The sequence below is a fragment of the Pseudomonas karstica genome, assembly GCF_009707515.1.
GTDB lineage: Bacteria > Pseudomonadota > Gammaproteobacteria > Pseudomonadales > Pseudomonadaceae > Aquipseudomonas > Aquipseudomonas karstica.
In genome coordinates, this window is the sequence record NZ_WLYI01000040.1 from 21,147 (window position 1) to 43,313 (window position 22,167).

The window sequence follows — 22,167 nt, forward strand, 5'->3', positions numbered from 1 at the left end:
GATCCTTGCCTGTAACTAAATATAGTTGCGATTGGTGGTGTCCGTCAATGATAGAGCCGCCTTGGCAGGCCTTCCGAATTTTGATGTAACCCCAGGTGACATCTCCCTTCGCTTGGGTTTTCTCCTTGCAAACCCCCGCTAATTTTTCCCGTCCGGATTCGTTTTATAGGGACGACGTGCCTTTGTGCTTCCCGCCTCTTGTTCCGGATCCCAAGAAATGAACGCTGAAGACTCCCTGAAACTTGCTCGCCGGTTTATCGGGTTGCCCCTGGAAAAACGCCAGATGTTCCTCCAGGCGCTGCAAAGGGAAGGGATCGACTTCTCCCGTTTTCCGATCCCGGCCGGTGTGGAGGCCGATGACCGTCAGGTATTGTCCTACGCCCAGCAGCGGATGTGGTTTCTCTGGCAACTGGACCCGCACAGCGGCGCCTACAATCTACCCAGTGCGGTACGTCTCATTGGCCGTCTGAATGAGTCTGCCATGGAACAGGCCTTTGTCGGGTTGATCGAACGCCATGAGACCCTGCGCACGGTGTTCGTCCAGGACGCTGACGACCAACCTCGACAAGTTCCGGTAGCGCAATCGCTGCATATCACCCGTACAGATATTTCGACGATGGCACCGGACACTCGGGAAACCTGGGTCCAGGCTGAGGCGGAGCGGGTGGCGTTGCAGCCTTTCGACCTGAGCCAGGGGCCTCTGCTGCGGGTGCAGTTGATCTCATTGGCCGAGCAGGAGCATGTGTTGCTGCTGACGCTGCACCATATCGTCTCCGATGGTTGGTCCATGGGCGTGCTGATCGAGGAGTTCATCCGGCTTTACGGCGCGGCCGACGCCGGCCAGGTCGCCGACCTTGCCCCGTTGCCCATCCAATACAGCGACTACGCCTTGTGGCAGAGACGCTGGCTGGAGGCTGGCGAACAGCAGCGTCAACTCGACTATTGGCGTGAAGCGTTGGGTGATGAGCATCCAATACTCAACTTGCCCGTCGACTATTCGCGTCCCGCTCGCCCCAGCCAGCGGGGCGCTCGCCATGAGTGGGTGATTGCACCTGACCTGGCCGACGGTTTGCGCCTGAGCGCCCGTCAGCAGGAAGTCACCCTGTTCATGTTGCTGCTGGGAGCGTTCGGCACGTTGTTGCACCGCTATACCGGTCAGGCCGATATCCGCATCGGCGTGCCGATTGCCAACCGTAACCGCAGTGAAATCGAGGGCCTGATTGGTTTCTTCGTCAACACTCAAGTGCTGCGCATTCAGTTCGATGCCCAAACCCCGGGTGATCAGTTGATACAACAGGTCAAGACTGCTGCGCTAGGTGCCCAGGCCCATCAGGACCTGCCTTTCGAGCAACTGGTCGAAGGCCTCAACCTGACCCGGGATGCCAGCCACCACCCGCTGTTTCAGGTGATGTACAACCACCAGCCGCAAGTCGCCGACCTGGGGGCCCTGGCGGTCAGCGCCGATTTGCAATTGAGCGCCGTGCAATGGTCCAGCCGCACCACGCGCTTTGACCTGACACTCGACACCTTCGAGCGTGGCGGGCAATTGTGCGCGGCTTTCACCTACGCCAGCGACCTGTTTGCCCCGCAGACCATTGAACGTATGGCCGGCCATTGGCAAACCCTGCTCGCGGCCATGGTCCAGGTGCCGAAGACCCGCGTGGGTGACTGGCCGTTGCTGGCGGCTGAACAACAGCAGCAAGCGTTGGTGCAATGCAATAGCGTCCATGCCGAGCGCGATCCGGCACTGTGCATTCATCACCTGGTCGAGCGCCAGGCCGCAACCGCGGCCGATACGACAGCGCTGGTATTTGCTGGTCTTTCATTGAGCTATCGGCAACTCAACGAACAAGCCAACCGCCTGGCGCACCGACTGATCGCCCTGGGGGTTGGCCCCGACATGCCGGTGGGGATCGCTGTCGAACGCTCCCTGGACATGATCGTCGGCATGCTGGCCATTCTCAAGGCGGGCGGGGCCTACGTGCCGCTGGACCCGGACTTCCCGGCCCAGCGTCTGCTGCACATGGTCGGGGACAGCGGTATTCACTTGCTCGTGACCCAGGCGAGCCTGAGTCATCGACTGCCCACCCTGGCCGGTGTCCAGCATCTGCTGATCGACCCGCATGACGAGCAGCCGTGTGGCAACCCGAACGTGGTCCTCGATCCCGATCACCTGGCCTATGTGATCTACACCTCCGGTTCTACCGGCAAGGCCAAGGGCGTGTCCATCAGTCATCGCTCCCTGGTCAATTACGTACAAGGCATCCTGCAGACCCTGCCATTGGCCGAGGCCAGTAGCATGGCAGTGGTCTCGACCCTGTCCGCGGATCTTGGCCATACCACGCTGTTCGGTGCTTTGTGTTCTGGCCGCACCCTGCATGTGCTGGGCCTGGACTTGACCTTGGATGCGGAACGCTTTGGCGCCTATATGGCCGAGCAGCAGATCGATGTGCTGAAGATCGTGCCATCCCATCTGGAGGCACTGCTCAGTGACGACCCGTGTGCCAGCGGGCTACCGCGCCAGTGCCTGATCCTGGGTGGCGAAGCGGCTTCAGACGCCTTGCTGAGGCGGATTTGCGCCCTCGACGATGGCTGCCGGGTGATCAATCACTATGGGCCGACCGAGACCACCGTAGGCGTACTGACCACGGCTAGTGAAGCTCCGTCGCAGTCAGGCCTGGCACTGGGTCGGCCGCTGCCCAATACCTATGCGTTGATCCTCGAAGACGGCCTGCAACCGGCGATGGTTGGCGCGTCTGCCGAGCTGTACCTGGGGGGGGCGGGGCTTGCTCGAGGCTACCTGAGCCGCGCGGCCATGACCGCCGAGCGCTTTGTGCCGCATCCCTTCGGCACCGCCGGCGAGCGCTTGTACCGCAGCGGTGACCTGGCCCGTTATCGGGTCGATGGCAGCATTGAATTCAAGGGCCGGATCGACCATCAGGTCAAGGTCCGCGGCTACCGTATCGAGTTGGGTGAAATCAACGGTTGCCTGCGCCAGCACCCCGGTGTTCGCGAAGCGGTGAGCCTGGTAGCCGACGTGGCGGACAACCCGCATATCGTCGCCTACGTAGTGCTCAAGGACGACTGCAACGGCGATGACCTGCGCCAGGCCTTGAGCCGTGAACTGCCGGACTACATGGTGCCCGCCGTGTTCGTCAGCCTCGACGCGTTGCCGCTGACCCTCAATGGCAAGCTCGACTTGCAGGCCTTGGCAGCGTTGCAACAGGACCTGCCGCAAGGGGTGTACCAGGCGCCAGTCACCGAGCTGCAAAAGCGCCTGGCCACGGTGTGGGCTCAAGTACTGAAGATCGAACAAGTCGGCTTGCAAGACAACTTCTTCAATCTTGGCGGCCATTCCCTATTGGCCACGCAAATCATTTCCCGGACCCGGCGTGTGCTGGGCACTGATGTTGCCCTGCGCGCAGTGTTCGATACCGCCACCTTTGGTGAGTTCTGCACAGCGGTAGAGCAGGGCGATCCGTCCAGTGCACGCCCGGCGATTACCCGGTTGACCGGTCAACAGCCCCGCCTGGCCTCGTTTGCCCAGCAACGCCAATGGCTGTTCTGGACCCTGGAGCCGGACAGCGTCGCCTACCACACGCCGATCATCGTCAAGCTGCAAGGCGAGCTGGATCGTGCGGCCCTGGAACAGACCTTCGCCGCGCTGACCACTCGCCACGAAGCCTTCCGTACCCGCTTCGTGCTGGACGGCGATGTGCTGTGCCAACAGGTCGACGCCCAATCCCGCGTCGACGTGCAATGGCAAGAACTGGAGGGGCCGGTGGAACCGGCGGTCTTGGCAGAAACCCAGGCCCTGTTTGATCTGGCCGAGGGCCCGCTGATGCGGGTCAAGGTGCTCCAGCTCGACCCACACCAGCACCTGTTGGTGGTGACCCTGCACCACATCATCTCCGATGGCGCGTCGATGGGTGTATTGGGTCGTGAATTCACCGCGTTATACGCCGCGTTCCAGGCACGCCAACCATTGGAACTGCCAGCCCTGACGGTGCAATACGCCGACTATGCCCAGTGGCAGCGCGACTGGCTGGCCGACGGCGAAATGCAACGCCAATTGGACTACTGGTGTGGGCAATTGGGTACCGAGCATCCGCTCCTGGAACTGGCCACCGATCACCCGCGTCGCGATGGCCAGGGCTATCGCGAAGGCCGGGTGGATTTCGCCCTCGACCCGACGCTGGCCTCAGGCGTCCGTGCACTGGCCCAGCGCAGCCAATTGACCCTGTTCCAGTTATTCGTCGCCTCGTTTGGCCTGCTGTTGCAGCGCTATTCGGGCAATGACGACCTGCGCATCGGCGTGCCGGTCAGTAACCGCAACGCCCAGGAATTGGAAGGGGTGGTGGGCTTCTTCGTCAACACCCTGGTGCTGCGCCTGCAACCCGACGCCCGGATGTCGGTGTTGGCGATGCTGCAACAGACCAAGGACACCGCCCTGGCGGCCCAGGCTCATCAAGACTTGCCGTTCGACAAACTGGTGGAAGCCCTCAACCCGCAACGCAGCCTGCAGCACAACCCGTTGTTCCAGGTCATGTACAACCACCTCAACACCGTCGGTGCCGCAGGCAATGACAGCTTGCCGGGGTTGCGGGCCGAGGAGGTAGTGCTGGAAGGTGGCATGGCGCAGTTCGACCTGACCCTGGAAACCCTGGAAACCGATCACGGCATTCGTGCAGCGTTCATCTACGCCGCCGACCTGTTCGATGCAGCCACCCTGCAAACCCTGGCCCGGCATTGGCGCCAATTGCTGGCGGTGATGGTTGCCGATCCGCAGCAAGCCATCGGCCAGTTGGCCCTGCAAACGGACGAGGAACAACGTGCCCTCATCAGCCTGGGCCAGCGGCCCGAGGGTGAGTACGCCAGCGTCATCAGTCTGTTTGAACAGCAGGTAAGGCAGGCACCCGATGCCATTGCGGTGATTGCCGGCGATCAACGCTTGAGCTACCGCCAATTGGACGCCCGGGCCAACCATCTGGCCCTGCATCTGCTTGAGGCGGGGGTCAGTGCCGAGATGCCGGTAGGCCTCGCCTTGCCGCGCAACGCCGAGCTGGTGGTGGGCCTGCTGGCGATCTTCAAGGCCGGTGCCGCTTTTGTCCCGCTGGATGTGCAATACCCCGCAGAACGCCTGGCCTACATGATCGAAGACAGCGGCATCGCCGTGCTGTTGAGCCAGGCCTCAGTCGTCGGGCAACTGCCAGCCATTGACGGTGTACACACCGTGTTGCTCGATGGTACGCAGGAGCAAGTGGTCGCGCCTGCCGTGAAGGGCATCCGAGGTGAAGAGTTGGCGTATGTCATCTACACCTCCGGCTCCACCGGCCAACCCAAGGGCGTCGGTATCGAGCACCGGGCCCTGGCCATGCATTGCCGGGCAGCGGGTGAGCGTTACGCCGTCACCCGCGACGATTGCCAGTTGCAGTTTGCGTCCATCAGTTTTGACGCGGCGGCCGAACAGATTTTCATGCCGTTGATCCACGGCGCCAGCCTGGTATTGGGGGACGTGGGGCAGTGGTCCTTCGAGCAGTTGTTGGCACAGATTCGTCAGCATCGCATCAGCATCCTTGACCTGCCACCCAGCTATTTGAATGCCATGGCCCAGCACGCCGATCCAACAGAGACCGGTGTCGATGTGCGGGTGTGCATCCTCGGTGGCGAAGCCTGGGGCGCGGGCCAGTTGGCCGCATTGAAGGTTATCCGTGCGGCGCAGTTGTTCAACGCTTACGGCCCGACCGAGGCGGTGATCAGCCCATTGATCTGGGCCTGTGATGAGCAGCGCCTGGCGCAGGGAACCTACGCCGCCATTGGTACGCCAGTGGGCACGCGTTCGGCCTGTGTGCTGGATGGCAATTTCAACCTGCGGCCAAACAAGGTGGCCGGCGAGTTGTGCGTCGGCGGCGAAGGCTTGGCGCGGGGTTACCTGGGACGTCCAGGCCAGACTGCCCAGCAGTTTGTCCCGGACCCGTTCAGCCTCACCGGCGGCCGACTGTACCGCACGGGCGACCTGGCCCGACGTGATGCCGACGGGGTATTCGATTACCTCGGACGTATTGACCATCAAGTGCAGATTCGTGGCTTTCGTGTCGAGTTGGGTGAAATCGAGGCGCGGCTGCAGGCGTTGTCGCAGGTCCGCGAAGCTGTGGTCCAGGCCTCGGCTGCCCGGCAACTGGTGGCTTACGTGGTGCTGGACAGTCAGTCAGCCCTGGACGCGATCAAGGTCCAACTCGGCGCCAGCTTGCCGGACTACATGCAGCCGTCCCACTGGGTGCTACTGGACGCGCTGCCGCTGTTGCCCAATGGCAAGCTGGATCGCCAAGCCCTGCCGGAACCGCAGGTCAACCTGGCCGAAGGTGAATACGTAGCGCCGCAAAACCCCATGGAACAACAACTCGCCGAGATCTGGGCGCAAGTACTCAAGCTCGAACGGGTCGGGGCGCAGGACAATTTCTTCGACCTGGGCGGCGACTCGATCATCTCTATCCAGGTGGTCAGCCGGGCGCGGCAGGTGGGGATTCATTTCAAACCCAAGGACCTGTTCCAGCACCAGACCGTACAAGGCGTGGCCCGTGTTGCCGTACGTGGTGATAGCGTGCAGCACATTGACCAGGGCGCCATTGACGGTGAGCAGCCACTGTTGCCGGTACAGCAGGTGTTTTTTGAAGAGGTGCGCAGCCAGCGCCATCACTGGAACCAGTCGGTGATGTTGTTGTGTCGCCAGCCCCTGGAACCACAGTACCTCGAACGTGCCTTGCAAGCGCTGATCACCCATCATGATGCCCTGCGCCTGGGGTTTGTCGAGGGCGACGGTTGGCAGGCTCATTACCCTGAGTGGCAGCCGCAACCCATCGTCCTCTGGCAAGCCCAAGGCTGCACGCAGCCGGGCTGGCAAGCCTTGTGTGATAAAGCCCAGCGCAGCTTCGACCTGGCCCATGGGCCGCTGGTGCGTGGTGTGCTGGCGACCTTGGCGGATGGGCAGCAGAAGCTGTTCCTGGCGATTCATCACCTGGTGGTGGATGGCGTGTCTTGGCGCATTCTGTTTGAAGACCTGCAAACGGCCTATCGACAGCTGGCCGAGGGTGATCCGGTGAAACTGCCCCTCAAGACCAGCGCCTTGCAGACCTGGGGCCAGCAGTTGGCGCTTTATGGCTCCAGCCCCGCGTTGCGGGCCGAATTGCCATTCTGGCAGGCCCAGCAGGCGATGGATGACCAGACCTTGCCCGGCGCTAATCTCGCTGGCGGGCAACTCAACCGCCATGCCGTAACCGTGTACAGTCGCCTGGACCAAACCTTGACCCGGCGTCTGTTGCAGGATGCCCCGGCGGCGTACCGTACCCAAGTCAACGACCTGCTGCTGACCGCGTTGGCCCACGTCATGTGCCGCTGGACCGGGCGTGACAGCACGGTGATTCAACTGGAAGGCCACGGCCGCCAGGAGCTGTTCGACGGCATTGACCTGACCCGCACCGTGGGCTGGTTCACCAGCCTGTTCCCGGTACGCCTGACCCCGCAGGACCCGCTTGGTGCCTCACTCAAGTCCATCAAGGAACAACTGCGCGCCGTGCCCAACAAGGGGATCGGTTACGGCGTGCTGCGTTATCTCGGTGATGATGTGTGCCGCTCGGGGCTGCAAGGTGCGCCAGCGGCGCCCGTCACCTTCAACTATCTGGGTCAGCTCGACGGCAGCTTTGATGATGACCAGGCGCTGTTCATCCCGGCCGGCGAAAATGCCGGTGCCGACCAGAACGATGAGGCCCAGTTGGGCAGCTTGCTGACCCTCAACGGCCAGGTCTACGACGGCGAACTGAGCCTGGGCTGGACCTTCAGCGCTCAAGTCTTCGACCAGGCTGTGATCACCGGGCTGGCCGACGAGTACAGTGCCACCCTGGCGGCGTTGGTCGAGCATTGCTGTGAAGCCGGTGTGCATGGGCTGACGCCTTCGGATGTGCCGCTGGCCGGTTTGACCCAGGTGCAGCTCGATGGCCTTGGAGTGCCCCTGGCCGAGCTGGACGATATCTACCCGTTATCGCCGATGCAGCAGGGCATGTTGTTCCACTCGTTGTACCAGCAGGACGGTGGTGACTACATCAACCAGATGCGTGTCGACGTACACGGCCTGGATGTGGCGCGCTTCAAGGCGGCTTGGCAGGCGACAGTGCAGGCCCATGACATTCTGCGTTCCGGGTTTGTCTGGCAGAGCGACCTGGGGCGGGCGCTGCAATGGGTCCACCGGCAACCGGCGCTGCCGTTTGCAGAGCATGACTGGCGCGCTCATAACGAGGTGCCGCAAGCCTTGCAAGCCTTGGCACTCAGCGAGCGCCAGCGCGGTTTCGAGTTGGCCGAGGCGCCATTGCTGCGCCTGGTGCTGGTGCAAACCGGCGACGATGCCTGGCATTTTATCTATTCCAATCACCATATCCTGATGGACGGCTGGAGCTATTCGCGGTTACTTGGGGAAGTCTTGCAGCGTTACCACGGCCAGTCCGTGGCGGCGCCGGCGGGGCGTTATCGCGACTATATCGGCTGGTTGCAGGCCCAGGATGGCGCCATCAGCGAGCAGTTTTGGCAGCAACAACTGGTGGCTCTGGAGGAACCGAGCCGACTGGCCCCGGCCCTGGCTGCGTTTGGCAGCCTTGATACGTCGGTCAGCCGTGCGGCGCATATGCGCCAACTGGATGCTGTTGCCAGCGATCACCTGGCGGCTTTCGCCCGAGGGCAAAAAGTCACGGTCAACACCCTGGTGCAAGCGGCGTGGTTGCTGCTGTTGCAGCGCTACACCGGCCAAAAGGCCGTAGCTTTCGGCGCGACCCAGGCCGGGCGACCCGCCCAGGTGCCGGGTGCCGAGCAACAGATCGGCCTGTTCATCAACACCCTGCCGATCATCGCCGAGCCATCGGCTCAACTGACTGTCGGCCAATGGCTGCAACAGGTGCAAAGCCTCAACCTGGCGGTGCGCGAGCACGAGCACATGCCGCTGTTTGAAATCCAGCGTCTGGCTGGCCTGGGCGGTGAAGCACTGTTCGACACGCTGCTGGTGTTCGAGAATTACCCGGTGGCCGAAGCCCTGCAGCAAAGCGCGGCTACCGGGCTGACCTTTGGTGAAGTGCTCAGCCACGAGCAAACCCACTATCCACTGGCCCTGGCCGTGGAAGCGGGGGAGACGCTGATCCTCAGCTTCGACTACGCCACCGCACAGTTCAGTGGCCAGGCCATCGAGCGTTTGGCGGTGCATTTGCTCAACGTGCTGGCGCAACTGGTGCAAAGCCCGGATGCCTTCCTGGGTGGTATTGCACTGATGAATGCTACGCAGGAAGCGGCGGCAGTGGCGGCCAGTTCGGCGGCCAGCAGCGTACCTGGGCTGTTGGTCCATCAGCGCATTGCCCGGATTGCCCGCCAGGCACCCGGGCGCACGGCGGTGATTCAGGGCGAGCGCAGCCTGGACTTCGCCAGCCTTGACCGTCAGGCCAACCAACTGGCCCACGCACTGATTGCCCAAGGGGTGGGTCCAGAAGTACGCGTTGCGGTGGCCTTGCCTCGCAGCGAACAACTGCTGGTGGCCTTGCTCGCGGTACTCAAGGCTGGTGGCGCCTATGTGCCGCTGGACATCACCCATCCGGCGGAACGCCTGGCTTATCTGATGAGTGATTGCGCGGCGGCGCTGGTGCTCACCGACTCGACCTTGGTTGCCCGGATGACCCTGGCCACTTCCGCTCGCATCGTCGAAATCGACCGCCTGGACCGGGCCCCCTGGCCGCAGGCCGAACCGGTTGTAGCACTGCACCCGGATAACCTGGCTTACGTGATCTACACCTCCGGCTCCACCGGCCAGCCCAAAGGCGTGGCGGTGACCCATGGCCCGTTGGCGATGCATTGCAGCAGCATCGGCGAGCGCTACGGCATGACCCCGGACGATTGCGAACTGCTGTTCATGTCGTTCGCCTTCGACGGTGCCCATGAACGTTGGCTCACCACCTTGACCCATGGCGGTCGCGTGCTGCTGCGGGACGAAGAACTGTGGACCCCGGAGCAGACCTTCAACGCTTTGCATCGTCATGGCGTGACTGTCGCCGCTTTCCCGCCGGTGTACCTGCAACACCTGGCCGAACACGCACAGAAGGTCGGCAACCCGCCACCGGTACGTGTCTATTGCTTTGGCGGCGATGCGGTACCCCAGGCCAGCTTCGAACTGGCACGACGCGCCCTCAAGCCACAGTTCATCATCAACGGCTACGGGCCGACGGAAACGGTGGTCACGCCACTGATCTGGAAGGCCGGCAGCGACGATCACTGTGAAGCCGCCTACGCCCCCATCGGCACGCGCATCGGCGAGCGTAGCCTGCAAGTACGTGACCTGGAACTCAATCTGCTGCCCGACGGCCTGTCCGGCGAGCTGTACCTGGGTGGCTACGGCGTGGCCCGTGGTTACCTGAATCGCCCGGCCATGACCGCTGAACGTTTTGTGCCGGACCCGGCCAGTAACAATGGGGAGCGTCTGTATCGCTCCGGCGATCTGGTGCGCCAGCGGGAAAGCGGGGTGATTGACTGCCTGGGCCGTATCGACCACCAAGTGAAGATTCGCGGTTTCCGCATCGAGTTGGGTGAAGTGGAAGCACGGCTCAAGGACCAGGCCGCGGTGCGTGACGCACTGGTGGTGGCTCAAGACAGTGCCCACGGCAAAGTGTTGGTGGCCTACCTGGTGGCCGAGCCGTTTGTGCAGGCTCCCAAGGAACTGGGCAAAACGCTTAAGGTCGCTTTGGAAAGCGTGTTGCCGGGCTACATGGTGCCGACCCTGTGGGTGGTGCTGGAGCGTTTCCCCCTCAACCCCAACGGCAAGATTGATCGCAAGGCCTTGCCGTTGCCTGAAACCATGGCCGCCACCGATTACACTGCGCCGGTGGGCGAGTTGGAGCAGCAGGTTGCGGCGATCTGGGGCGAGATTCTCAAGCTTGATCGGGTGGGCCGCGAAGACGCGTTCTTCGAGCTGGGCGGCCACTCGCTGATGGCGACGCAAGTGGTGATGCGCCTGAGTCAACAATTACAAGTGGATGTACCGTTGAAGCTACTGTTTGAAAGCCGGGACCTGGCCGACTTCTGTGAACAGGTGGCGCTGTTGCAGGCTGGCGGCGATGACCTGATGGATGAGTTGACTAAATCGTTGGGGGATCTCACACGTCTATCAGCTGAAGAGCTTGAGAAACTGATTTCCTAACGAGGGACCTGGCGTGCAAAAGTTAATTGAGTCTGTGGGAGCGCTGTCCTCTAAACAAAGGAAAGCGCTGGCGGTCCTGCTCAAGCAAAAGGGCATCAACCTGTTTGGGATTGCCCCGATGTTTACCCGCGACCCGGACGAGCCACTCCTGCTGTCCTACGCTCAGCAACGCCAGTGGTTTGTGTGGAAGATGGACCCGCAGAGCCCTGCCTATAACATTCCCCTGGCGATTCGCTTGCGCGGGGCGCTGGATATCGACGCACTGCGCCGCAGTGTGGCGGCGCTGGTAGCACGCCATGAAACCCTGCGCACGCTGTTTGCCGAAGATGAACAGGGGCGAGTGTCCCAGGTGATCATCGAGCAACATGAGGTGCCGCTGGAGGTGGTTCCGTGCCCGGCGGGTGAGTCACAACGCAGTATCGACCAGTTTGTTGCGATCCAGGCCGCCGCCCCATTCGACCTGGCAAGCGGGCCACTGTTACGCCTGGCACTGTTGCAAGTGGCCGATGACGACTGGGTATTGACCTTGACCCAGCACCACATCGTCTCCGATGCCTGGTCCATGGGGGTAATGGTCGATGAGTTGCTTCAGGGCTATGCCGCCTTCAGCCAGGGCCAGTCGCCAGTGCTGCCGGACTTGCCGGTGCAGTACGCCGACTACGCGGCCTGGCAACGCCAGTGGATGGACAATGGTGAGCGCGAGCGGCAATTGGCGTATTGGGTCGAGCACCTGTCCGAGACGCCGATCAAGTTGCAACTGCCGGGGCAACGTGTGCCCGGGTTGCAGCGCAGTCATCAGGGCGCGAGGCTGAACCTGACTCTGGACGGTGTCTTGAGCGAGGAGCTCAAGGCGTTGGCGACGCGCGAGGGAGTGACACTGTTTGTGTTGCTGTTGGCGAGTTTCCAGGCGCTGTTGTATCGCCTCAGCGGGCTGGGTGATATCCGTGTCGGCGTGCCGGTGGCCAACCGTACGCGGGTTGAAACCGAGGGCCTGATCGGCTTTTTCGTCAACACCCAAGTGCTCAAGGCCCAGGTCAGTGGTGAGCTGCGCTTCAGTGAGTTGTTGCAGCAGATGCGCGACACCGCGCTCAAGGCCCAGACCTTCCAGGACCTGCCGTTCGAGCAACTGGTGGACGCTTTGCAGCCGGAACGCAGCCTGAGTCATTCGCCGCTGTTCCAGGTGATGTTCAACCACCAGCACGATGCACCGAGCCAGGCGCGTTCACTGGCGGACGGCCTGACCGTGGAGCATGTAGTGAGCGAGGTGCGCAGCGCCAAGTTCGACCTGACCCTCGACACCCTTGAACACGGCAATGGCATCGATGCCAGTTTCATCTATGGCTGCGAAGTGTTCGACGCCACCACGATTGAACAATTGGCCAGCCAGTGGCAGCGAGTGCTGGAAGCGATTGCCCTGAATGCACAGTTGCGTATTGAAGACCTGCCGGTGGTGACGGTCCTCGATCAACAGCGGGTGGTGCTGGCGGGCACTGGCGAACATCGCGAATTTGCGGCGAGCAATGTGCTTGAACTGTTCGCTCAGCAGGTGGCGCGGGTGCCGTACGTGCTGGCCGTAGTGGATGGCGAGCGTAGCTTGAGCTATCGGCAACTGGACCTGGAAGCCGGGCGTCTGGCCGGGCGTATGCGTCAGGCCGGGGTAGGGCCGAATGCGCTGGTGGGCGTGGTGCTGGAGCGCTCGGTGGAGCTTGCAGTAGCTATCCTGGCCGCGTTCAAGGTAGGCGCGGGCTATCTGCCGCTGGCACCGGACACTGCCGCCCAACGCTTGCGCGGGCTGTTGCACGACAGTCAGGCCGTGTTGGTGCTGACCGATTCTCGCCAACTGCCAGGTTTGGAGTTGAGCGACGAAATCGCCGTGATGTGCATCGATGACACTCAGCCGTCGGCGCCTGAGGTTCTGGTGCCTACGTCACTGTTGGCGGGGCAGACTGCCTACGTCATCTACACCTCTGGCTCCACGGGCGCAGCCAAGGGCGTGATGATCAGCCATGGCGCCCTGGCCAACTATGTCCAGGGACTGTTGCAACGCTTGCCTGAAGACTGTGGCCGCAGCATGGCGATGATCTCCACCGTGGCCGCTGACCTGGGTCACACCATGTTGTTCGGCGCCTTGTGTTCCGGGCGCACGCTGTACCTGGTCGCCAAGGATTTGGCGATGGACGCCAACGGCATGGCGCAGTACATGGCGGCCCAAGCGGTGGATGTACTGAAGATCGTGCCGTCGCACCTCAATGCCTTGCTCAGCGCCGACGATGCGGCCAGCGTGCTGCCGAAAAAACTGCTGATCCTCGGCGGTGAAGCCTGTCCGCCAAGCCTGTGTGAGCGCGTGCAACAACTGGCGCCGCAGTGCCGGATCATGAACCACTACGGTCCGACCGAAACCACCGTGGGTGTGCTCGCCACCGTGCTGGAAACCGACGGGCGATTGCCCCTGGGCGTGCCACTGGCTAACAGTCGGGTCGAAGTGCTGGACGCGAGCCTGCAACGGCTCGGTACCGAAACGGCCGGGCAGTTGTACATCGGCGGCGCCGGCCTCGCTACGGGTTACCTGCATCAGCCGGGCCTGACGGCCGAGCGTTTTGTACCCAATCCTTTTTCCACCCGTGGCGAGCGACTGTACCGCAGTGGCGATGGCGTGCGCCTGGTGGAGGAAGCATTTGAATACCTGGGGCGTATCGACGACCAGGTGAAAATTCGCGGTTTCCGCGTTGAGCCGGGCGAAGTCGCGGCCTGTTTGCGCAGCCTGCCTAACGTGCTGGATGCAGCAGTAGTGGTAGGGAGCGGTCCGCAGTTGTGGGCCTATGCCGTGAGTACAGAGCAGGCCCCGGCCTTGCTGGCGCAATTGCATGAGCGCTTGCCGGCCTACCTGGTGCCCAGCCATTTACAGGTGTTGGAGCAGTTGCCGCTGACCGCTAACGGCAAGCTCGACCGCAAGGCGCTGCCAGCGCCGGGTGCCGGTGTGGCACCTGCGTACCTGGCGCCTCAGGGCGAGCTGGCGCAACGTATCGCGGCCATCTGGGAAGACGTTCTGCGGCTCGAAAAAATGGGTGCCCAGGACAACTTTTTTGAACTGGGCGGCGACTCGATCATCTCGATCCAGGTGGTCAGTCGTGCCCGCCAGGCGGGGATACATTTTACCCCTCGCGACCTGTTCGAACACCAGACCGTGCAAGGCCTGGCCAGTGTCGCGCAGGTGGGTGAGGCGGCCAGCCAGACTGATCAGGGACCGGTCACGGGCGAGTTGCGCCTGTTGCCGATCCAGCAGATGTTCTTCGACACGCCGATTCCCGAGCGTCAGCACTGGAACCAGTCGGTATTGCTGGTGCCGAGCCGAGACCTTGAGCCTGCTGCCCTTGAGCAAGCATTACAGGCGCTGGTCATTCATCACGATGCGCTGCGCCTGAGCTTTGTCGAGGGGCCCGACGGCTGGGCCGCTCACCATCGCGGCCTTGAAGACACCAACCCGCTGCTCTGGCAGGAGGCGGCGCAAAGCGAAGCGCACTGCCTGGACATCTATCAACGTGCCCAGGCCAGCCTTGATCTGAGCCAAGGTCCGCTGTTGCGCGGTGTATTGTTGGAGCATCCCGACGGCCAGCAGCGCTTGCTGCTGGTGGTACATCACCTGGTAGTGGACGGGGTGTCCTGGCGCATTCTCTTCGAGGACCTGCAAGTAGCCTACGACGCCGCGAGCAACGTCCAACCCCTACGTCTGCCGGCCAAGACCAGCGCTTTCAAGGACTGGAGTGAGCGGCTGCATGCCCTGGCAGCGGAGGGCGGCTTGCAAACGGAAGTCGCCTATTGGCAGGCGCAACTGAGCCTGTCCCATACCCTTTTTCCGGGGCGTCGCGAGGTGGCGGTGGCCTTGATGCGTGAAGCGCTTACGGTCTCCACGACTCTGGATGCGCACACCACCCGGCAACTGTTGCAACAGGCCCCGGCGGCGTATCGAACGCAGATCAATGAACTGTTGCTGACGGCCCTGAGCCGGGTCATTTGCCGCTGGACCGGTCAACCGAACATGGGGCTGATGCTGGAAGGACACGGCCGTGAAGACCTGTTCGATGACCTGGACCTGACCCGCACCGTCGGCTGGTACACCAACAAATTTCCGGTCAGCCTGACCCCCGGCACGACCTTGCAGGCCGGTATCAAAACCATCAAGGAACAACTGCGTGCGGTGCCGAACAAAGGCATCGGCTTTGGTGCGCTGCGTTACCTGGGTAGCCCGCAGGATCGGCAACAGCTGGGAGCATTGCCGTTGCCGTGCATCACCTTCAACTACCTGGGCCAGTTCGACGGCAGTTTCGATCAGGACCAGGGCGCGCTGTTTTCACCGTCCACCGAAGCCTGCGGCAGCGAGCGCAGTGATGATGCACCGCTGAGTAACTGGCTAACCTTGAACGGCCAGGTGTACGGCGGCGTGTTGAGTGTCGGCTGGACCTTCAGCAGCGAGATGTTCGACGCCACGGTCATCGAGCACCTGGCCCAGGACTACGTCCGCGAGTTGCAGGCCGTGGTAGAGCATTGCGTCACCCCCGGCAACAGTGGGCTGACCCCGGCGGATTTCCCGCTGGCGCGCCTGACCCAGGCCCAACTCGACCATCTGCCACTGCCCGCCAGCAACGTGCTGGATATCTACCCGTTGTCGCCGATGCAGCAAGGCATGCTTTATCACAGCCTGGAGGCGGGCGAGGGCGACCTGTACATCAACCAGACCTGCGTGCCGGTGCAAGGCCTTGACGTGCAGCGCTTCGCGACGGCCTGGGACCAAGTGCAACAGTGTCACGACATCCTGCGCACCGGTTTCTGGACCGCCAGCGAGTTGGCCGAGCCGTTGCAGATTGTCAGCAAACAGGCGCCGTCGGCGGTGCGTATTGTCGATTGGCGCCAGCGTGAAGTCGGCCCCGATGACTTGGCTGATCTGATCAGCGCCGATTGTCGCGAAGGCTTTGACATGCTCCAGGCACCGCTGATGCGGGTGACGCTGGTGTGGCTGGACGAAGTGCGTTGCCACCTGATCTGGACTCGTCACCATATCCTTATGGACGGCTGGAGCAGCTCGCGGTTGTTGGGCGAAGTGTTCAATGCCTACAACGGCCAAGCCACCGCGAAGCAGAGCCGCTACCAGGATTACATCGCCTGGTTGCAACGTCAGGGCGGCACCGCCCTGGAAGCATTCTGGCGTGGCCAGCTCAGCGATTTGAACGGCGCCACCGAGTTGGCCGGCAACGTCTTTCCACGCCCGCAAACCCAGCCCGGTGGCCACGACGCGCTCTACCTCAAGTGGGACGAAACCCGCACCCGCCGCCTGCGCGAGCGGGCACAACACTGGCGGGTCACCCCCAATACGTTGATTCAGGCGGCGTGGTTGCTGCTGTTGCAGCGCTACACCGGCCAGCAGACGGTATGCTTCGGCGCCACTGTCGCCGGGCGTCCGGCCAGCTTGCCCCAGGCCGACGAGATCCTCGGGTTGTTCATCAACACCCTGCCCATCGTACAGACGCTCCGACCGGATCAACTCCTGGGTGAGTGGCTGGTGCAATTGCAGGCCTTCAACCTGGATGCGCGAGACTACGAACACGCCTCCCTGGCTGATATCCAGCGCTGGGCCGGCCAGAGTGGCCGAGCGATGTTCGACAGCATCATCGTCTTTGAAAACTACCCGGTGGATGACCGCTTGCAGGAAATGCGTCAGGGCGCCTTGCAGTTTGGCGAGGCCACCGGGCGCGATGTGACCAACTACGCCATGGACTTGGCGGTGAACCTCACCGAAACCTTGGGCATCGAGTTTCTGTACCTGCGTAACCGCTTCTCGCAAGAGGCCGTGTCGCGTATTCGCGGCAGCTTTGAAGCCTTGCTCGAGGCGATACTCGACGACACCGGTGGCTCCACCGGCCGTCTGTGTATGCTCACTGCCGAGCAACGCCAGCACCTGGTGACGAGCAATCCGTTGCAAGCCCTGCAACCTGAGTCGCCTTCGTTGCTGGAGCGGATCGAAGCTCATGTCGAGCGTCAACCCGAGGCGCTGGCGGTGGTCTGTGGCGACCAGCACTTGAGCTACCGCGCCCTGGAGCAACAGGCCAACCGTTTCGCTCATCTATTGCGTGAGCGTGGCGTGGGACCGGAAGTGCGGGTCGGCGTGGCGTTGAATCGTTCCACCGACATGATCGTCACCCTGTATGCAGTGCTCAAGGCCGGTGGCGTGTACGTGCCGCTGGACATCGACTACCCCCGCGAGCGCCTGCAATGGATCGTCGAGGATTCGGCGATGGCAGTGCTGGTGACCCGCGACGAACTGCGCGAGCGTTTACCCGCCATCGACAACGTGCTGGACATCGATCACCTGGACTTGCAGGCCTATCCCGACCGCCGTCCGGGGCTGAGCATCGATGCCGATCACCTGGCCTACCTGATTTACACCTCGGGTTCCACCGGCAAACCCAAAGGCGTGGCGGTGGCCCGTGGCCCGTTGAACATGCATTGCCAGGCGATTGCCCGACGCTATGAAATGGACCGCGATACGCGCGAGCTGCTGTTCATGTCCTTTGCCTTCGACGGCGCCCAGGAACGCTGGCTGACTACCTTGCTCGCCGGTGGTTGCCTGGTGCTGCGGGATGACACCCTGTGGACCCCGGAAGAAACCTGGCAGGTGCTGCACCGCCAAACCATCAATATTGCCTGCTTCCCGCCGGCTTACCTCAAGCAGCTGGCCGAGTACGCCGAAAGCCAGGACGAAACACCGCCGGCAGTGCGGGTGTATTGCTTCGGCGGCGATGCGGTGGCCGACGAGACCTTTGAACAGGTCAAGCGCGCCTTGCGCCCGACCTGGATCACCAACGGCTACGGGCCGACTGAAACCGTGGTCACGCCACTGCTCTGGACCGCCGACATGGACCAACGCTGCGAGGCCGCCTATGCACCAATTGGTGTGCAGGTGGGCAATCGCACCTTGTACGTGCTGGATGACCAGCTCAATCTACTGCCCGATGGCGTGGCCGGCGAGCTGTATATCGGCGGCGAAGGATTGGCGCGCGGTTATCATCGGCGCGCCGGGCTGACGGCCGAACGCTTTGTCGCCAGCCCGTTCGAGGCGGGCGGGCGCTTGTACCGTTCCGGTGACCTGGTGCGTCGTCGTCCAGACGGGGTGTTCGACTACCTGGGCCGCCTGGATCATCAAGTGAAAATTCGCGGTTTCCGCATCGAACTGGGAGAAATCGAAGCTCGCCTGCGCACGTTGCCATCGGTGCGCGACGCCGTGGTGGTAGCGCGGGACAGTGCCTCGGGCAAACAGTTGATCGGCTACGTGGTTGCCGAGGCCCACCTGGGCTTGAGCGAACAACTGCGCCAGGCCCTGGGCAGCCAACTGCCGGACTATATGGTGCCGTCACAGATTGTCGCGTTGCAGGCCATGCCGTTGAATCCCAGCGGCAAGGTTGATCGCAAGGGCTTGCCGGACCCGGACTTCAAGGGCCAGGTCTATGTGGCGCCGCGCAACCCACTGGAGCGCATCCTGGCAACCATCTGGCAAGAAGTGCTGGAGATCGAGCAGGTTGGCGTCACGGATAACTTCTTTGAATTGGGCGGCGATTCGCTGCGCACTCTCAAGGTCCTGAGCAAGATCCGCAGCCAGGCCATGCCCGGTTTCGAACTGAAGCTGCGGGACATGCTGGCCAAGCCGACCATCGCCCAATTGTCTGGTTTCGATGACCAGCAGGAAGCCGATCTCGATCCGCTGCTGTTGCTCAACAGCCAGGTGCCGGGCACAGCACCGTTGTTCTGCCTGCATGCCGGCTTTGGCACGGTGTTCGACTACGAGCCCCTGGCCCGGCAACTGGATGGGCAGTGCAGCGTGTATGGCCTGCAATGCCGGATGCTGCTGGACCGCGATTGGGAGGATGGCTCCCTGGCGTCCATGGCAATTGATTACGCCCAGTACATCCGCCAGAAACAGGCGCAAGGCCCGTATCGACTGCTGGGCTGGTCATTGGGCGGCACCCTGGCGGTGCTGGTGGCCAGCGAGCTGGAAAAGCAGGGCCAGCGCGTCAGCTTCCTCTGCCTGGTGGACAGCTTTATCCCGGCGACCTCGGCGCTGCTGGATGACGACGATTGGCGCGAAGGCTTGCCGGTCTTCCTCAGCCAGACCCTGGGATTGATGGTCGATGCAGGATTTGTTGAGAGCCAGTTGCCGATGATCGAGCCGACCCTGACGGCATTGACCGAGCAGTTTGCGGCGCTTGCCGCGAGTTACCCGTCTTCAGGTGCGACCTTTGGTGTGGAGGAATCGGCCCGGGCATTCCAGGTCGGCCTCAAGCTCAAGGCCTTGTCTCGCCGTCAGGCCGAGTTGCCGAGGGTTGCCAGCGAAGCCTTGTGCTGGTGGCGCGGCGAACTGCCTGCGGAGTCGATCAAGGCCCGTGAGGCCGGACTGAGGGTGGAGGAGAGCGCACGCATCGCCGCCGACCACTACGCAATCATCAAGCACCCGCAGTTGCTCAAGCAGTTGCACCAGCGGTTGCACTCACTGGCACCGGTTGCTAGCTGAAATAACGGGCAGTGCCGCCTGGCACTGCCCAGTTGCCCTTTTGAATTGGATACTCCCCATGCCTGTACATCCCGACTTGTCGGCGTTTCTGGAACTGGCGGAATTTGGTCGCCTGACTGGCAACAGCCAACCCATGCACACCTTGCCCGTCGCGCAGGCCCGTGCCGACTTTGAACGTTCCTCGCAGATCCTCGATCCCAACCCACCGGGTGCCGTCCAGGTGCAGGCGCTGCAGTTACCGACTCGTGATGGCAGCGTGTTGGAAGGGCGTCTCTATCGGCTGGCGTCGAGGGCAGATCAAGTTTTGCCGACCATCCTCTACTTTCACGGTGGCGGCTATGTGGTCGGCAGCCTGGACTCCCACGATTCGGTGTGCCGTCGCCTGGCATTGAGCGGCGAGTTTGCGGTGTTGGCGCCAGCCTATCGATTGGCGCCGGAATACCCGTTTCCTACGGCGGTGCATGATGCCCTGGACAGTGTCGCGGCCTTGAAAGAACAGGCCGAGCAACTGCACTTGGACCCACAGCGGTTGGTGGTGGCCGGTGACAGTGCGGGGGCCACCTTGGCGGCAGCCCTGGCGATCACAGCGGCCAATCACCCGGCGGACATCGCCCTGAAACCCCAGGCGCAGTTGCTGTTCTATCCGGTGACCGACATGAGCGTGCAACGCGCCTCCCATCGCACCTATGCCGAAGGCTATTTGCTAGAGACCGAAACCCTGGAATGGTTCTACCAGCATTACGCTGGGTCAGCGGCTGAACGCCAGGACTGGCGTGCCTCACCGTTGCTGAGTGGGCAAACTGCCGTGCAGGCCCCGGCCTATATCAGCCTGGCGGAATATGATCCGTTGTTCGATGAGGGGATGGTGTATGCCGAGGCTCTGAAGTTGAGCGGTACGCCGGTGCAGTTGACGGTGGAGCAGGGCTTGTCCCACGACTTCTTGCGTATGTCCGGCATCGTCGGGTCGGTGGATGATATTTATCGGCGGGCGTTGCAGTGGCTGGTGGCGAACGTCTGCGGATAATTTTGCCGAAACCTCCTACCGAACCGCCAGATAACCTCTACTCCCCCCGCATAAGAACCTCTGCAAAGTCTCTCGCCTGAACACACAGCGCGAGGGACCGCCGATGTTTTTTCCTACTCATGCCCAGTTCCATGGGGCTGCCTCTTGAATCCCGCCATTGGCTCCTTAGCCCTGGCACCCATGAACACAGAGACGGTGGATGTTGAAGTCGTCCTTCGCGACTTCAGGCACTGCCTTAACACGTTTGATGAATGGGCCGAGAGCTTCTGGAGCTTTTCGGCGCTGGACGTCGAACAGGTGTTCAAGGTTGGGGATGAGGTGGCGCTTGTCGCGCCCATCAACCGCTCCATCCTCCCCAGCAGCACCGTCGCGATGTGCCCGGCCAGCGGTTCGTTGACTCTGGTGCATATGTTCCAGAGCGTGAGATTTGTGCCCATCGGCAATACGCCGGTGATGCTGCAAAAGGTCGATCCGAAGGGTGGTCCGCTCGGCGACCCGATTCATAAAACCATCGGCCCCAGCGGCATTCTTGAAGTCACCGAGTGCACTCGCGGCCAGCCGTATCGGGTGAGCTTTTACCCCAATGTTTCCAAGGCGCAGGTCAAGGCGCTGTATGCCTCCTATCAGTCGGTGATCGAGGCGCTCGAAGCCCGCTTGCGTGATGAGTGGACCCATACCTTTGAAGCACAGTGGAAACACTATGCCCAGACCACCTCCCTTGACCGTCGCAAGCTACTGGATGCGGCGTTTGTACGAGGGATTGCAAACACGCTTTACAACCTTTGGGACAGTATTCCAAAGCTGTATGAGTGGCTGGCGGACCTCAAACCCAACAGCGAAAAGTTGCTGCAATACCTCTCCCAAGCCGAACTTGAAGAGTTGCTCAAGCTGGGTAGCGACGCCATTGCCAACGGTCTGCTGATACTCAGTGATGACCCCCTGCTGTTTATCCACGTGTCGGCAATGTTTAGTTGGATGCAGTTGCTGCCGCCGCCTGACATGAGGGAACTGCTGGGCGAAATCACCGCCGAGGTGCTGATCAATCTGCTGCTGATTCGGGCAATGGGCGCCATGGGTGTGGTGGTGCGGTTGGGTCCTCAGGTGCTGGGTAGCGTCAGGTCGAGGCGTGCGCGGCAGTGGCTGGAATTGATGGCCAAGCAACTTGAAGGACCCAGGCTGGAACCGCATGCCGAACGGGTTAAGCCATTGCTGCTCAGTAGCCCGGCGACGCCGATCAAGGTAGTCCCGAGTGTGCCGTTGAAGGCCGGGGTGCATGAAGTGCCGAACCCGGTGCCGTTGGTGCGGGCTAACAAGCGGCCCAGGACGACGTTGGTCAGGCACGAACACGTCGATGACGTGCCGGTTGCT

Annotated in this window: 3 protein-coding genes and 1 pseudogene; all 4 read left to right on the plus strand. The window is 62.3% G+C overall.

Features of this window, described 5'->3' with window-relative positions; all coding sequences use genetic code 11:
• Positions 1 to 217 precede the first annotated feature (217 nt).
• The gene (locus tag GIR22_RS22885; RefSeq protein ID WP_154745547.1) at positions 218 to 11,218 is read left to right on the plus strand and encodes a non-ribosomal peptide synthetase; all 11,001 of its coding nucleotides are present in this window, start codon (positions 218 to 220) and stop codon (positions 11,216 to 11,218) included.
• A gap of 13 nt (positions 11,219 to 11,231) precedes the next feature.
• Positions 11,232 to 19,775: an amino acid adenylation domain-containing protein gene (locus tag GIR22_RS22890; protein WP_343039663.1), complete on the plus strand. Its 8,544-nt coding sequence runs from the start codon at positions 11,232 to 11,234 to the stop codon at positions 19,773 to 19,775.
• A 58-nt stretch (positions 19,776 to 19,833) separates the two neighbouring features.
• Positions 19,834 to 20,799 carry an alpha/beta hydrolase gene (locus GIR22_RS22895; protein WP_154745548.1) on the plus strand — a complete coding sequence of 322 codons (966 nt, stop codon included), beginning with the start codon at positions 19,834 to 19,836 and terminating at the stop codon, positions 20,797 to 20,799.
• A gap of 180 nt (positions 20,800 to 20,979) precedes the next feature.
• A pseudogene (locus tag GIR22_RS22900) lies at positions 20,980 to 22,167 on the plus strand (type IV secretion protein Rhs); the annotation flags it as partial.